Here is a 14,036-nt window from a genome sequence, read left to right as displayed (position 1 = left end):
TTTCGCTTGTCCCGCCGCCCTGCGCGCGACCGTTTGGTCACAAGCAAGGGCGGCTCCGAAACCAGAGTTTCTTAGGCGAAGGTCTTGGCAAAGGTGGTGCGGTAGGTCTCGCGCAGATCGGTGAGCGGGGCGGAGGCAGCGCCGAAGCTGACCTTGTTGCCACCGAAGGCGCCAATTTGAGAGACGGGAACGTTTGCTTCTTTGCCCGCGGCGATGAGTGTCTCGGCAGCCTCGGCGGTGCAGGCGATGAGGTAGCGGGCCTGATCTTCGCCGAAGAGGACCGCGGTGTCATCGCTTTCAAGCTCGACGCCAACGCCGGCGGTTTCGGCCAGCTCAAAGGCGGCGAGGGCAAGGCCGCCATCCCCGAGGTCGGTGCAGGCGGAGATATGGCTGGCCTGCGCGCGGATGAATTCGCCGTGGCGGCGTTCGGTTGCCAGATCGACATGGGGCGCGTCGCCCTCGATGCGGCCAAAGGCTTCGGCGAGCAAGGCGGATTGGCCTAGGTGGCTGCCAGCGGCGCCGACCAGCAGGGCAATATGGCCTTCGCGTAGCTGGTTGCTGATGATGTCATCGACATTGTCGAGCAGGCCAACCGCGCCGATGGTGGGCGTGGGCAGAATGCCTTTGCCGTCGGTCTCGTTATAGAGCGAGACGTTGCCCGAGACGATCGGCATGTCGAGCGCGCCGACGGCTTCGCCGATGCCTTTGATCGCGCCGACGAACTGGCCCATGATCTCGGGCTTTTCGGGGTTGCCGAAGTTCAGGTTGTCGGTTGTTGCAAGCGGTTTGGCACCTACGGCGCAGAGGTTGCGGTAGGCTTCTGCGACGGCCTGTTTGCCGCCTTCGGTGGGGTTGGCTTTGACGTAGCGTGGGGTCACGTCGGAGGTGAATGCCAGCGCTTTGTTGGTGCCATGCACGCGCACGATGCCAGCGCCGAGGCCGGGCAGGCGGACGGTGTCGCCCATGACCATCGTGTCGTATTGCTCGTAGACCCACGCTTTGGAGCTGTGGTTCACAGAGCCGATCAGCGCGCGCAGACCCCCGATGGGGTCGATTTGTGGGGTGTCGGCCAGCGGCATTGCGGCGGGAGTTTCCACCCACGGGCGGTCGTATTCGGGTGCGGTCGATGCGAGTTTCGACAGCGGCAGGTCGGCTTTGACCTCGCCATTGAGGCAGATGAGGAAGCGGTCTTCGGGGAGGGTTTCGCCGACGATGGCGAAATCGAGATCCCATTTGTCGAAGACAGCTTTGGCTTCGGCCTCAAGTTCGGGGCGCAGCACCATGAGCATCCGCTCTTGGCTTTCGCTGAGCATCATCTCATAGGCGGTCATGTTGAGTTCGCGCGTTGGCACTTTTTCAAGGTCGAGACGCACGCCAAGGCCGCCTTTGTCGCCCATTTCCACGGCCGAACAGGTGAGGCCCGCAGCGCCCATATCTTGGATCGAGATCACGGCACCGGTCGCCATCAGCTCAAGCGTGGCTTCCATCAGGCGCTTTTCGGTGAAGGGGTCGCCGACTTGGACGGTGGGACGCTTTTCTTCGATCGTGTCGTCGAATTCGGCCGATGCCATTGTCGCGCCGCCGACGCCGTCCCGGCCTGTTTTCGCACCGAGGTAGACCACGGGCATGCCGACACCGGAGGCAGCGGAGTAGAAGATCTTGTCCGCATCTGCGAGGCCCGCCGCGAAGGCGTTGACCAGGCAGTTGCCGTCATAGGCGGTGTCAAAGCGCACTTCGCCGCCCACGGTGGGGACGCCGAAGCAGTTCCCGTAGCCGCCGACGCCTTCGACGACGCCGTGCACAAGCTGGCGGGTTTTGGGGTGGTCGGGGCGGCCAAAGCTGAGCGCGTTCATCGCCGCAATCGGGCGCGCGCCCATGGTGAAGACATCGCGCAGGATGCCGCCCACGCCGGTAGCGGCGCCTTGGTAGGGCTCGATGTAGGAGGGGTGGTTGTGGCTTTCCATTTTGAAGACCAGCGCCTGGCCGTCGCCGATATCGACCACGCCTGCGTTTTCGCCGGGGCCGCAGATTACCTGCGGGCCGTCAGTGGGCAGGGTGCGGAGCCACTTTTTGGAGGATTTATACGAACAATGCTCATTCCACATGGCCGAGAAAATACCCATCTCGGTATAGTTCGGCTCGCGCCCGAGGATGTTCACGACCTCTGCGTATTCCTCGGGGGTGAACCCGTGGCTGGCGATGAGGTCAGGAGTGATGGCTGGATCTTGCATGGAAATTCCCCGGCTGGCGCGTTCGCGCCCTCATACAAGGGGAAGTGGCGGGGGGGAAGTGGGTTTGGCCGCCTGTGGCCTGAAAGAATGGGATAGGCCAAAAAAAAGGCCGAGCACGAAGCTCGGCCAAGTCCAACAGGGAGGTATGAAGCGACGCGCCCTCGGGCTGTCAATCTTCATGACGATGAAATAGGAGGCAGAGCTGCTCAGATCAAGGCTATTTAACATCGCAAGTCATCATGGCCGATATGCGCCTAATGCATGGCTGAGGTGGCGGCGGGGGGTCAGCCTTCGCCTTCGGTCCGTTCGCGCCAGAGTTTGCGGTAGGTTATGATCTCTTCCTGCACGAAATCCTTGAAAGCGGCGACGCGTTTGGATTGGCGAAGCTCTTCGGGGTAGGCAAGGTAGACCGGCACTTCGGCGGATTCGATATCGGGCATCACCTGCACGATATGGGGGAAGTCCTGAATGAGGTAGTTGGGCAGCACGCCAAGGCCAAGGTGATGCACCACGCCCTGCAAAACGCCGAAGTAGTTGTTGACCGTCAGCAGTGAGCGCAGGTCATACATCATCAGCTCTTTGACCAATTGCAGCCCGGCACCGACCTGATCGCTGTCGGTATTTTGACAGATCAAACGGTGATCGGCCATGTCTTCCATGCGCTTTGGGGTGCCATGTTTCTCAAGATACTCAGGGGTGGCGTAGAGTCCCATGCGCACGGTCATCAGGCGTTTGCGGACCAGATCGGCCTGGCTCGGCTCTTTCATACGGATGGCGACATCGGCCTCCCTCATGGGCAGATCGAGAACGCGTTCCTCGAGCATCAGGTCGACTTTGAGGTCGGGGTATTGTTCATAGAGTTTGGGCAGGCGCGGGGCGAGCCAAAGGGTGCCGAAGCCGGTGGTGGTGGTGACCCGTAGCTCACCAAACACTTCTTCTTCGCTGTCGCGGATGCGCGCGGCGGCGGCGTCGAGACGCTTGGCCATGGCCGAGGTCGCATCGAACAGCAGCTCACCCTGTTCTGTCAGGATCAACCCGCGTGCGTGGCGGTGGAAGAGGTTGGTGTTGAGCTGTTCCTCAAGCCCGCGAATCTGCCGGCTGACCGCGGACTGCGACAGATTCAACTTGTCGCCCGCATGGGTCAGCGACCCGGCGTCGGCCACGGCGTGAAAAATTCTGAGTTTGTCCCAATCCATGGCGCGTACTTTCCTTGCCCAGCCTTTCCCCTATCTTAATAGGCGGGAGAAAACAGCACAAACCGTCCCCTGTAAGGCCGACGTTGCGAAAATATCTGCTATACAGGTCAGCAACTGTGACCTATATAGGGGCCAATCATGCAAGACTGACGTGCTAGGGAGGGCCCGCCATGACAACGCAAAAGATCTCACTTAATGACCGTTTCGACCTTGAGAAAAGCCCGGTGCTGCTGAACGGCACGCAGGCGCTGGTACGGTTGATGATGATGCAATCCGCACGCGACCGCGCGGCGGGGCTCAATACCGCAGGCTATGTGACTGGTTATCGCGGCAGCCCGCTGGGCGCGGTCGACCTGCAGATGCAGCGCGCTGAGAAAAAACTCGCCGAACATAATGTGCGTTTCGAGCCGGGGCTGAACGAAGACCTCGCGGCGACGATGCTTTGGGGCAGCCAGCAGGCGGAACTGCGCGGTGAGGGGAAATACGACGGTGTTTACGGCCTGTGGTACGGCAAGGGGCCGGGCGTGGACCGCACCGGCGACGTGATGCGCCATGCGAATATGGCCGGCACTTCGCCTCATGGTGGTGTGCTGATGGCGATGGGGGATGACCATACGGGCGAATCCTCGACCGTGTTGCACCAGTCCGAATGGGCGATGGTGGATGCCTATATGCCCGTGGTTTCGCCCGCCGGTGTGCAGGAAATTCTTGACTATGGCATCTATGGTTGGGCGCTGAGCCGTTTCTCGGGTCTTTGGGTGGGCCTGAAGACGATGAAAGACACCGTTGAGGCGACCAGTGTGGTGAACGGCGATCCGAACCGGATGAAGCTGATCACGCCGGAGTTCGACATGCCGGACGGCGGTCTGAGCATCCGTCTGGGTGATACACCACACCTGCAAGAAGCGCGGATGATCGACTATAAGCGTTTCGCGGCCGAGGCATTCTCCCACGCCAACAAGATGGACAAGCGCATGTGGGGCAAACGCGGGGCCAAGATTGGCTTTGCGGCTGCTGGTAAGAACTGGCTCGATCTGGTCCATGCGCTGAGCCTGCTCAATATTGATGAGAACGAAGCCGAGCGCCTTGGCATCACCACCTATAAGATCGGCCAGACCTTCCCGCTGGACATGCAGGGGTTCCACGAATGGGCCGATGGGCTCGATCTGGTGGTCGTGGTCGAAGAAAAGCGCAAGCTGATCGAAGTGCAGATCAAAGAAGCATTGTTCAACGATACGCACCGCCGCGTCTATGGCTGGCACAAGGGCGGCGCCGGCATGGAGCATGGCGAAGAGCTGTTCCCGACCCGTGGTGCGCTGGATCCGATCCTGATCGCCGAGAAGATTGGCGGCATTCTGTTGGAAGAGGGCCGCGAGACGGATGGTATCCGCGCCGGGTTGGAAGCGCTGAACGAGGCGCGGCGCTCGGACAATGCCGAAGATATCGCGGCACGTCTGCCATACTATTGCGCAGGCTGTCCGCATAACTCCTCGACCAAAGTGCCCGAAGGCTCGCGTGCCTATGCGGGCATCGGCTGTCACTATATGGTGCAGTGGATGGACCGCGAGACCACCGGCTTTACCCATATGGGCGGTGAGGGCGCGAACTGGATCGGTGAGGCGCCGTTCTCTAATACCAAACATGTGTTCCAGAACCTTGGCGACGGCACCTATAACCATTCCGGCGTGCAGGCGATCCGTGCCGCACTCGCCGCAGGAACCAACATCACCTACAAAATCCTCTACAATGACGCCGTCGCCATGACGGGTGGTCAGCACAACGAGGGCGATTTGGATGCCTACCGCATCGTCGCAGAGCTAAAGGCGATGGGCGTGAAGAACATCGCCGTGGTCTATGACGAGAAGGAAGACGTGGATCTTGCGCGTTTCAAGGGAGTCGAAGTGCATGAGCGCGCCGAGATGCCCAACGTGCAAAAGGCCTACCGCGAGCATGAAGGCGTCAGCGCGATCGTCTATATCCAGACCTGCGCCGCCGAGAAGCGCCGCCGTCGTAAGCGCGGTCTGTTCCCGGACCCGGATAAGCGGGTGTTCATCAACGAGGACGTTTGCGAGGGCTGTGGCGATTGCGGCGTGCAATCGAACTGCGTGGCCGTGGTGCCGAATGAGACCGAGTTGGGCCGTAAGCGCGCGATTGACCAATCGTCCTGCAACAAGGATTTCTCCTGTGTGAATGGCTTCTGTCCGTCATTCCTGACGCTCGAAGGCGCAAAGGTCCGCAAAGACCCGACCACCGAGCTTACCATTCCCGACCTGCCGATGCCCGAACTGCCAACGATTAACGGCACTCATAACGTCGTCATCACCGGCGTCGGCGGCACCGGTGTTGTGACCATCGGCGCGCTGCTGGCACAGGCGGCGCAGTTGGATGGCAAGGGCGCAGGCATGATGGAAATGGCGGGGCTCGCCCAAAAAGGCGGCGCGGTGCATATCCATTGCCGTCTGGCCGAGCGGCCCGAGGACATCAGCGCGATCCGCGTGGCCACCGGCGAGGCGCATGCGCTGATCGGCGGCGATCTGGTGGTCTCGGCTGGGCACAAGACGCTGGGCCTGACCCGTGCAGGCCGCACCGGGGCTGTGGTCAACTCGCACCAGATCATTACGGGCGATTTCACCCGCGATACTGAGTTTCAGATGCCTTATGACCGCTTGAGCCTCGCGCTTGAAGCGCGGCTGAAGGACGATGTGGCAATGTTCGACGCGTCCGATCTGGCGAAGGCCGCTTTGGGCGACTCGATCTTTTCCAACATGATGATCTTTGGTGCGGCGTGGCAGCGTGGCTTGCTGCCTCTGACATTGGAGAGCCTGCACGAAGCGATCCGCATGAACGGTGCTGCAGTTGAGCGTAATATGCGCGCCTTTGAGATTGGCCGTTGGGCGGTGCTTTACCCCGAGGATGCGGCGAAGGTGAGCCAGCCCAGCAAGGTGGTGGAACTGCCCAAGTCGCTGGACGAGAAAATCGCCTTCCGTGAGGCCCATCTGACTGAGTATCAGGGCAAAGGGTTGGCAAAGCGCTATGCCAAGATGCTCGACGGGATTGGGGACCGTGACGTAAGGGCGGCTGCCGCTTTGGGTTATCACAAGCTGTTGAGCTACAAGGACGAATACGAAGTCGCCCGTCTGCTCATCACCAGCCGTAACAAAGCGCGGGCCGAGTTTGACGGTGATTTCAAAATGACCTTCCACATGGCGCCGCCGCTTTTGTCAAAGATGGGGCCGAATGGCCGTCCGGAAAAACGCGAGTTTGGTCAATGGCTCGAAGGGCCGTTGCGGGTGATGGCCAAGTTCAAGGGTCTGCGCGGTACGCCGTTCGATCCCTTTGGCTACACCGCGGAGCGCAAGATGGAACGTGCGCTGATCAAACAATATGAAGCGGACATGGCTGAGGTATTGCCGAAGCTAACAGATCAGACCCGCGATGCCATCGTCGCACTGGCCGAACTGCCGCTGCAAATCCGCGGCTTTGGCCCGGTAAAACAAGCGGCAGAGGCAAAGGCCGCGAAACGGCGCGAGGAACTGCTGGGCGTGATCCGCGCAGGGGGCACCGCAACGGCCAAGGCCGCGGAGTAATACATCCGTTACAATCTACCTCTAGGGTCGGGCACAACGCCCGAGCCGGAGGACGCCGTAAGGCAAGAGATCGTATCACCCGCCCGACATAAGCTATGCCCTCCCGCTCGCTCCGTGGGCGGTAGGGCGCTGATCGCACTGATGTAAAACAGCACTGGCCGGGTGTCTTTGCTTAGGCGTGCCGATGGGTATCAAGACGATTTAGCCGCCGGGCATGGGTTCTTCGACGCGATGGCAGGGCGCTGTGGCCTGTCACTGGATGTAATGCGCGGATCGCTTCAGAATATCCCGGCCAGCGGCCCGGTTATTCTGATCACCAACCACCCCTATGGCATTCTTGATGGGGTGATGTTGGGGCATATCCTCAGCCAGACCCGTCCAGACTTCCGGATCAAGGCGAACTCCATCTTTAGCCGCGCGCCGGATCTGACGCGGTATTTGTTGCCGATCAATTTCGACGAAGACCGCGACGCTTTGGCGGTCAATTTTGCTACCCGCCGCAGGGCGTTAAACGATCTTGAGGGAGGTGGCGCCATTGGCATTTTTCCGGGCGGCACAGTCAGCACTGAGGCGCGGCCCTTTTCGCAACCGATGGATCCGGGGTGACGCAGTTTCACCGCGCGGAGGATCGCCCAATCCAACGCGACGGTCGTGCCGATCTGCTTTGACGGGCACACCGGCCTATTGTTCCAAATTGCGGGCCATTTGCATGCCAATCTGCGGATGGGGCTGCTGATCAGCGAATTTCGCGGCCGCGTCGATACCCCCGTGCGGATGGCCATTGGTGTGCCGATTACCCGCGCGGCTTTGGACCCTTTGGCGCGGGATGCAAAAGCGATGATGGATTTCCTGTGCAAAGCCACATATGAGTTGTCACCGAAGCCGGGCCAGTATCAAGGTCTTGGCTATGAGTTTGAGGAACGGCATAGAGCCGACAGGTGACGACGGACCATGGCAGTTGGTATTTTTGATTCGGGGCTGGGCGGGCTGACCGTCTGGAACAAGGTGCAAGAACGGCTTCCAGAGGTGGATTTTGTCTATCTCGCTGACAGCGCCCATGCGCCCTACGGCGTGCGCAACGCAGATGACATCTATAATCTGACCTGTGCCGCCGTGCAGCGGCTGTTTGATGCGGGCTGCGATCTGGTGATCCTCGCCTGTAACACCGCCTCTGCGGCAGCCCTGCGCCGGATGCAGGAGGGTTGGATCCCGCGCGAGAAACGGGTGCTGGGCGTCTTTGTGCCATTGATCGAAGCGATGACTGAACGCCAATGGGGTGACAATTCTCCGCCGCGCGAGGTGGCGGTAAACCATGTTGCGCTCTTTGCCACCCCCGCAACCGTGGCGAGCCGCGCGTTCCAGCGCGAGCTGTCCTTCCGTGCCATCGGTGTGGATGTCGAAGCCCAAGCCTGCGGCGGGGTGGTCGATGCCATTGAAGAGGGCGATATGATCCTCGCCGAAGCGCTGGTGCGCAGCCATGTGGATGCGCTGAAACGTAAAATGCCCAACCCCGACGCGGCGATCTTGGGCTGTACCCATTATCCGCTAATGCAAGAGGCGTTTCAGGCGGCTTTGGGGGCTGAGGTCAAAGTGTTCAGTCAAGCGGAATTGGTGGCGGCCTCCTTGGCGGACTATCTTGAACGGCATCCCAATATGATGGGCAGTGGCGAAGCGGCCTTTCTGACCACCGGAGACCCCGCCCGCGTGAGCGACCGCGCGACGCAGTTCCTGCGACGACAGATCACATTCACCGCCGCCTGAATTCCCATTACAAATCGTTCCGAACAAGGGGACAGACCATGACCCAGAACATCGCCATTCTCGGCGCCTCAGGCTATACCGGAGCAGAACTCATCCGGCTGATTGCTGGCCATTCTTCGATGAAGATCACCGCTTTGGGGGCGAACTCCAAGGCCGGGCAAAGCATGGCGGAGGTCTTTCCGCACCTGCGCCATCTTGACCTGCCGGCGCTGGTCACCATTGATGAGATCGACTTTTCGCAGATTGATCTGTGTTTCTGCGCGCTGCCCCATAAGACCAGCCAAGAGGTCATCGCGGCACTGCCCAAAGACCTGAAGATCGTCGACCTTTCCGCTGATTTCCGCCTGCGCGATCCCCAGGATTATGCCAAATGGTACGGCAACAAACACGCGGCTGTCGACGTGCAGAAAGAGGCGGTTTACGGTCTCACCGAATTCTACCGTGAAGAGATCGCCGCCGCGCGTCTGGTGGCGGGCACGGGCTGCAACGCGGCCACGGGGCAGTTTGCCCTGCGCCCCCTGATCGCGGCGGGGGTGATTGATCTGGATGACATCATTCTGGATCTGAAATGCGCCGTGTCAGGTGCAGGGCGGTCGCTGAAGGAAAACCTGCTCCATGCAGAGCTGAGCGAGGGCTATCACGCCTATGCGCTTGGCAGCACGCATCGCCATTTGGGTGAGTTCGATCAGGAGTTCTCGGCCGTCGCCGGGCGGCCCGTGCAGGTGCAATTCACCCCGCATCTGGTGCCTGCAAACCGCGGTATCTTGGCGACCTGCTATGTCAAAGGGGATGCGCAGGTGATCCATGAAACGATGCAAAGAGCCTATGCGGATGAGCCCTTTATCGAGGTTCTGCCCTTTGGCGAAGCGCCCAGCACGCGGCACATTCGTGGCTCGAACTTCTGTCATATCGGCGTGGTGGGCGACCGTCAGACGGGCCGCGCCACGGTGGTGGCCGCGCTCGACAATCTGACCAAGGGCTCCAGTGGGCAGGCGTTGCAAAACGCGAACCTGATGCTGGGCCTTCCGGAAACGGAGGGGCTGATGGTGGCCCCGCTCTTCCCATGAAGAGCCTCAAGAAACAGCGTCGCATCCAGATCATTGCCGTGGCGGCGGTGGCCTTGGTGTTATCGACCGGATTGATCGGTTACGCGCTGCGCGACGGGATCAACTATTTCCGCGCGCCGAGCCAAGTGATTGCCGAACCACCCGGCCCGGCAGAGGTTTTTCGCATCGGCGGGCTGGTTGAGGAAGGCTCGCTGAAACGCGGGCAGGGCGAGGCGATTCGCTTTGCCGTGACCGATGGCGGGGCGACCGTTCCGGTTGTTTTCACAGGCGTCTTGCCGGATCTTTTCGAAGAGAACCAAGGGATGGTCGGCACCGGGCGCTATGTCGACGGGGTTTTTGAGGCCTCTGAAATCCTTGCGAAACATGACGAGACCTACATGCCCAAAGAAGTGACGGACGCGCTGAAAGCGCAGGGTGTTTACCGCGATCCCGAAGGCTGATCTGCGCGCAACGCGCGGATACATGAACTTGCGTTAACCATTCCGGCAGAGCCTGTTTTCACCCAAGACAGGAGAGCCCGCAATGCAGTCCGTCCGTGAGATCGCCAGTGCCATCGTCGCCCGTGAGGGCGGTTTTGTGAATGATCCCGATGACCCAGGCGGGGCGACGAATTTTGGGGTGACGATCCATACCATGCGCCGTTTGGGGCTGGACCTGACAGGCGATGGGGCGGTCGACACGGCGGACGTGCGCCGCCTCAGCCGTGCGCAGGCGGTTGATATATTCGTCAGACATTACTTCAACGCCCCGCGTATTGCGGAATTGCCCGCAGCTTTGCAGCCGAGCGTTTTTGACATGTATGTCAACGCAGGCAGCAACGCGGTGAAGATCCTGCAAAGCCTATTGCGAGAGATGGGCCAAGACATCGCGGTTGATGGTGCCATTGGGCCACAAACCATCCGCGCCGCCCATGCCGCGATCACCGCCGCGCCCGAGCATTTGGTCGACGCTTACGGCATCGCGCGGCGCAACTACTACTTCCGTCTGGCCGACCGCCGCCCCGCCAGCCGTAAATACGCGCGCAGCCGGGCAGGCGGCAAGGGCGGTTGGATCCGCCGGGCCGAAGAATTCATCGCGCCGCAGTATCACATGACGGATGCGGCCTTTGCACAAAGGGTGGCACAATGGGACTGATCGAACGCATCTTCACGACCGTCTTTGGCGGCGAGCGCAATGTCATCCGCGACACGGTCGAAGTGTTTCGCGAGAATGCCGAAGCCGGGGCGCAGCGGGCCCATGCGGTGCAAGGCCAAGCGATGGCGCAATATGGGGCGGAGTTCGCCCATCCCCGCCATGGCGGATTTGACCGTTTCATGGATGGGCTAAACCGCCTGCCGCGTCCGATGCTGGCTTTGGGCACCCTAGGGTTATTCGTCACAGCAATGATCAACCCGCTGTGGTTTGCGGAGCGAATGCAGGGCATTGCCCTTGTGCCGGAGCCGCTGTGGTGGCTGTTGGGCGTGATCGTTTCCTTCTATTTCGGTGCGCGTCAGCAGGTGAAATCGCAAGAGTTTCAGCGCGCCATCGTGGGTACGATTACACGGGTGCCGCAGGTGGTCGAGAATATCGAGACCCTGCGCAAGTTGCGTGCCGATACCCCGCGTGTGGCCGACACGGGTGCCGACAGCCGACTGGCCCTCGCGGCAGTTGAACCGTCAGACAACCCCGCCCTAGACGCGTGGCGCCGCAGCCGCGCCTGACTGCGACCGATTGACCTTATCCCACGTCTGATTTGCCATGGCTTAGGGGGCGCTGTCCCCCTATAGTCCAGCCCATGATTACAGAGCTTGGACATTTCGCGCTGGTGCTCGCCTTTGGCGTGGCCCTTGTACAGATGGTAGTGCCGATGTGGGGCGCTTGGCGGGGCCGTGCAGCCTGGATGGCGGTGGCCGAACCGGCGGCGGGGGCGCAGTTTATCCTGATTGCGCTGGCCTTTGGCGCGCTGATGTGGGCCTTTATTACATCGGATTTCAGCTTGCGACTGGTCGTGGCCAACAGCCATTCCGCCAAGCCGATGCTCTATAAAATCAGCGGCACATGGGGCAATCACGAAGGTTCGATGTTGCTCTGGGTGCTCATCGTGGCGCTTTTTGGGGCGATGGCCGCGTGGTTTGGTGGCAATCTGCCGCCGCGCTTGCGCGCCCGGGTGCTGTCGGTACAGGCGGCGATTGGCGTGGCTTTTCTTGCGTTTATCCTCTTCACCTCCAACCCGTTCCTGCGCATGGGCACGCCGCCCTTTGACGGCCAAGACCTGAACCCGCTGTTGCAAGACCCCGGATTGGCCTTTCATCCGCCGTTTCTCTATCTCGGCTATGTCGGCCTTAGCATGGCATTTAGCTTTGCCGTGGCGGCGCTGATTGAAGGGCGCGTTGATGCCGCTTGGGGCCGTTGGGTGCGTCCTTGGACGCTGGCGGCTTGGGTTTTCCTGACCATTGGCATCGCGCTTGGGTCTTGGTGGGCCTATTATGAGCTTGGCTGGGGCGGTTTCTGGTTCTGGGATCCGGTTGAGAATGCCAGCTTCATGCCGTGGCTTCTGGCAGCAGCGCTGTTGCATTCGGCCATCGTGGTGGAAAAGCGCGAGAGTCTGAAAAGCTGGACCATCCTGCTGGCCATCCTTGCATTTGGATTTTCGCTAATCGGTACATTTATCGTGCGTTCGGGGCTGCTGACCTCGGTTCACGCTTTCGCAAATGACCCTGAACGTGGGGTGTTTATCCTTGCCATTCTGGGATTTTTTACCGGCGGCGCTTTGATACTCTACTCCCTGCGCGCCTCTGCACTTGAGGCCAAGGGCGTCTTTGGTCTGCTCAGCCGTGAGACCGCCTTGGTGGTGAACAATCTGCTGCTAGCTGTGGCTTGTTTCGTTGTTTTTGTTGGCACGATGTGGCCGCTGGTGGCCGAGATGTTCCTTGATCGCAAACTAAGCGTCGGCCCGCCGTTCTTTAACGCCGCGTTTACGCCCTTCATGGTAGCGCTAGGGCTCATCTTGCCGATTGGCAGCGCCATGCCGTGGAAACGTGCCAAAGTCATGCGCGCCCTCTATCCGCTGCGCTATGTCTTCTTGTTGGCGCTGGCGCTTGGCGGATTGGCATTTGCGATGCAATCCGGGCGCGGGTTGCTTGGGCCGGTGGGCATGTTCCTCGGGGCATGGCTGATCATGGGCACGGTGGTGGATGTGATGCAGCGCCTTGGCCGGGGGCCGGGAAAGCTGCGCCGCTTGCGACGCTTGCCGCGTGCTGATTGGGGCAAGGCCACGGCACATGGCGGTTTGGGCGTTACGATGGCCGGGATTGCGGGGCTGATGGCCTGGGCGGTGGATGACATCCGCGTCGCCCAGCTTAAAGAGCCTTTCAACGTGGGCAGCTATACGCTGACCCTGCACAATGTGAGTGAGGAGCGGGGGCCAAACTACCTGACCACCATTGCAGAGCTTTCCTTGGCGCAGGACGGCAAGACGATTGCCACCCTTCGGCCAGAGAAACGTTTTTATCCTGTGGCGCAGATGCCGACGACCGAGGCGGCGATCGACTATAACCTCGCGCGCGATGTTTATGTGGTGATCGGCGATGCACAGGACGGCGGTGGTTGGGCTGTGCGGACCTATATCAAGCCGATGACCAATTGGATCTGGATCGGTTGCGCGCTGATGGCGCTTGGCGGGGTCTTGAGCCTGAGCGACCGGCGCTTCCGAATTGCGGCGGGTGCGCGCAAGCAGCCAGCGGGCGTGCCCGCAGAATGAAACGCCTTTTGTTAATCCTCACGTTGCTGGCAAGCCCGCTTTGGGCGGTACAGCCTGACGAGATTTTGGCAGATCCCGCGTTAGAAGCGCGCGCGCGACAGCTGAGCCAAGGGCTGCGCTGCCTTGTTTGCCGTAACGAGAGCATCGACGAAAGCAATGCGAGCCTTGCCCGAGACCTGCGGCTGCTCCTGCGGGAGCGGTTGGTCGCGGGTGATAGTGACGCGGAAGCGGTGGATTTCATTGTAGCGCGCTATGGTGAGTATGTGCTGCTGAGCCCCCGGGCCACGGGCGCGAATTGGTTGCTTTGGGGGGCAGGGCCGCTGATGCTTTTACTCGGCGGTGGGCTGGGGCTGGTTTATCTACGTAGCCGCGCGCGCGCCAAGACGGCCACAGAGGCACCGCTTTCGCCCGAAGAAGAGGCCCGCCTGCGAGATATTCTAGATACCTGACGCCCG

The 14,036-nt window shown here is 60.9% G+C and carries 10 protein-coding genes and 1 pseudogene; 9 read left to right on the top strand and 2 right to left on the bottom strand.

Annotated features, from left to right (window positions below; genetic code table 11):
• Positions 1 to 71: 71 nt before the first annotated feature.
• Positions 72 to 2,231 carry a phosphoribosylformylglycinamidine synthase subunit PurL gene (gene purL / locus DSM14862_RS08675; RefSeq protein ID WP_007119879.1) on the bottom strand — a complete coding sequence of 720 codons (2,160 nt, stop codon included), beginning with the start codon at positions 2,229 to 2,231 and terminating at the stop codon, positions 72 to 74.
• Between the two features lie 284 nt (positions 2,232 to 2,515).
• Complete coding sequence (locus DSM14862_RS08670) at positions 2,516 to 3,427, bottom strand: LysR family transcriptional regulator (protein ID WP_007119878.1); 912 nt, start codon at positions 3,425 to 3,427, stop codon at positions 2,516 to 2,518.
• A 170-nt stretch (positions 3,428 to 3,597) separates the two neighbouring features.
• Between DSM14862_RS08670 and DSM14862_RS08665 the strand changes: the two genes are divergently transcribed.
• From DSM14862_RS08665 to DSM14862_RS08625, 9 genes and pseudogenes are all read left to right on the top strand, one after another.
• Positions 3,598 to 7,014 carry an indolepyruvate ferredoxin oxidoreductase family protein gene (locus DSM14862_RS08665; protein WP_007119877.1) on the top strand — a complete coding sequence of 1,139 codons (3,417 nt, stop codon included), beginning with the start codon at positions 3,598 to 3,600 and terminating at the stop codon, positions 7,012 to 7,014.
• Between the two features lie 88 nt (positions 7,015 to 7,102).
• Positions 7,103 to 7,956: pseudogene (locus tag DSM14862_RS08660) on the top strand (lysophospholipid acyltransferase family protein).
• 9 nt (positions 7,957 to 7,965) lie between these two features.
• Positions 7,966 to 8,775, top strand: coding sequence for a glutamate racemase (locus DSM14862_RS08655; RefSeq protein ID WP_007119874.1), 810 nt, complete (start codon positions 7,966 to 7,968; stop codon positions 8,773 to 8,775).
• Positions 8,776 to 8,813: 38 nt separating this feature from the next.
• On the top strand, positions 8,814 to 9,842 hold the full coding sequence (argC, locus tag DSM14862_RS08650; RefSeq protein WP_007119873.1) for an N-acetyl-gamma-glutamyl-phosphate reductase: 1,029 nt from the start codon (positions 8,814 to 8,816) through the stop codon (positions 9,840 to 9,842).
• Entirely contained in the window at positions 9,839 to 10,282 is a 444-nt protein-coding gene (gene ccmE, locus DSM14862_RS08645; RefSeq protein WP_007119872.1) for a cytochrome c maturation protein CcmE, read from the top strand. The genes argC and ccmE overlap by 4 nt, the downstream gene beginning before the upstream one ends.
• Before the next feature lie 82 nt (positions 10,283 to 10,364).
• Entirely contained in the window at positions 10,365 to 10,976 is a 612-nt protein-coding gene (locus tag DSM14862_RS08640) for a holin-associated N-acetylmuramidase (protein WP_007119871.1), read from the top strand.
• Positions 10,967 to 11,542 carry a holin family protein gene (locus DSM14862_RS08635; protein WP_007119870.1) on the top strand — a complete coding sequence of 192 codons (576 nt, stop codon included), beginning with the start codon at positions 10,967 to 10,969 and terminating at the stop codon, positions 11,540 to 11,542. Before DSM14862_RS08640 ends, DSM14862_RS08635 begins: the two co-directional genes overlap by 10 nt.
• A 74-nt stretch (positions 11,543 to 11,616) precedes the next feature.
• Positions 11,617 to 13,581: a heme lyase CcmF/NrfE family subunit gene (locus tag DSM14862_RS08630; RefSeq protein ID WP_007119869.1), complete on the top strand. Its 1,965-nt coding sequence runs from the start codon at positions 11,617 to 11,619 to the stop codon at positions 13,579 to 13,581.
• Entirely contained in the window at positions 13,578 to 14,030 is a 453-nt protein-coding gene (locus DSM14862_RS08625; protein ID WP_007119868.1) for a cytochrome c-type biogenesis protein, read from the top strand. Before DSM14862_RS08630 ends, DSM14862_RS08625 begins: the two co-directional genes overlap by 4 nt.
• Positions 14,031 to 14,036: the final 6 nt, after the last annotated feature.

It is taken from the genome of Sulfitobacter indolifex (assembly GCF_022788655.1).
Classification (GTDB): domain Bacteria; phylum Pseudomonadota; class Alphaproteobacteria; order Rhodobacterales; family Rhodobacteraceae; genus Sulfitobacter; species Sulfitobacter indolifex.
The sequence above is the reverse complement of the archived record's forward strand: the minus strand, read 5'-3'. Positions and strand labels throughout refer to the sequence as shown.

Excerpts from the sequence above, each read along its gene's own strand:
- purL (WP_007119879.1), bottom strand. The coding sequence starts at position 2,231 with ATGCAAGATCCAGCCATCACTCCTGACCTCATCGCCAGCCACGGGTTC.
- DSM14862_RS08670 (WP_007119878.1), bottom strand. The coding sequence starts at position 3,427 with ATGGATTGGGACAAACTCAGAATTTTTCACGCCGTGGCCGACGCCGGG.
- DSM14862_RS08665 (WP_007119877.1), top strand. The coding sequence starts at position 3,598 with ATGACAACGCAAAAGATCTCACTTAATGACCGTTTCGACCTTGAGAAA.
- DSM14862_RS08655 (WP_007119874.1), top strand. The coding sequence starts at position 7,966 with ATGGCAGTTGGTATTTTTGATTCGGGGCTGGGCGGGCTGACCGTCTGG.
- argC (WP_007119873.1), top strand. The coding sequence starts at position 8,814 with ATGACCCAGAACATCGCCATTCTCGGCGCCTCAGGCTATACCGGAGCA.
- ccmE (WP_007119872.1), top strand. The coding sequence starts at position 9,839 with ATGAAGAGCCTCAAGAAACAGCGTCGCATCCAGATCATTGCCGTGGCG.
- DSM14862_RS08640 (WP_007119871.1), top strand. The coding sequence starts at position 10,365 with ATGCAGTCCGTCCGTGAGATCGCCAGTGCCATCGTCGCCCGTGAGGGC.
- DSM14862_RS08635 (WP_007119870.1), top strand. The coding sequence starts at position 10,967 with ATGGGACTGATCGAACGCATCTTCACGACCGTCTTTGGCGGCGAGCGC.
- DSM14862_RS08630 (WP_007119869.1), top strand. The coding sequence starts at position 11,617 with ATGATTACAGAGCTTGGACATTTCGCGCTGGTGCTCGCCTTTGGCGTG.
- DSM14862_RS08625 (WP_007119868.1), top strand. The coding sequence starts at position 13,578 with ATGAAACGCCTTTTGTTAATCCTCACGTTGCTGGCAAGCCCGCTTTGG.